Annotated in this window: 1 pseudogene; it reads left to right on the forward strand. The window is 65.9% G+C overall.

Annotation, left to right across the window (positions count from 1 at the left end):
- Positions 1-209: 209 nt before the first annotated feature.
- A pseudogene (locus AUL38_RS17525) lies at positions 210-505 on the forward strand (hypothetical protein); the annotation flags it as partial.

Here is a 505-nt window from a genome sequence, read left to right on the forward strand (position 1 = left end):
AGCGAACTCATCTTCCCGCTCGCGCTTGCCGTCGAACACCGCCTCACGGTCGACCAGGTCGCCTCGGCGTTCACCGTCTACCCGTCGCTCACCGGCGCGATCACTGACGCCGCCCGCGCGATGCACGTGCACTAATGGCTGGCGCACTCACAACCGTAGGACGGCGAGCACGGACCCACTTCGTAGCCCGAATCGCCGCAGTACTGGGCGTGGCCGTACTCGCATTCGGCCTCGCCGCCTGCTCAGCCGAGAAACCTCCGGTGGTGCCGTCGGACGAGGGGGCGAAAGCCTCGGTGACCGTCCGCGTCATCGACAACCGCTTCGAGCCGAGCAACATCACCATCCAGCAGGGCCAGGCGGTGAACTGGGTATTCGAGGGCGCCTCGTCGGAGCACGATATCGTCGCAAAAGACGGCAGCTTCGTGAGCGAACTCATCTTCCCGCTCGCGCTTGCCGTCGAACACCGCCTCACGGTCGACCAGGTCGCCTCGGCGTTCACCGTCTA

Source organism: Leucobacter sp. G161 (assembly GCF_001482305.1).
GTDB lineage: Bacteria > Actinomycetota > Actinomycetes > Actinomycetales > Microbacteriaceae > Leucobacter.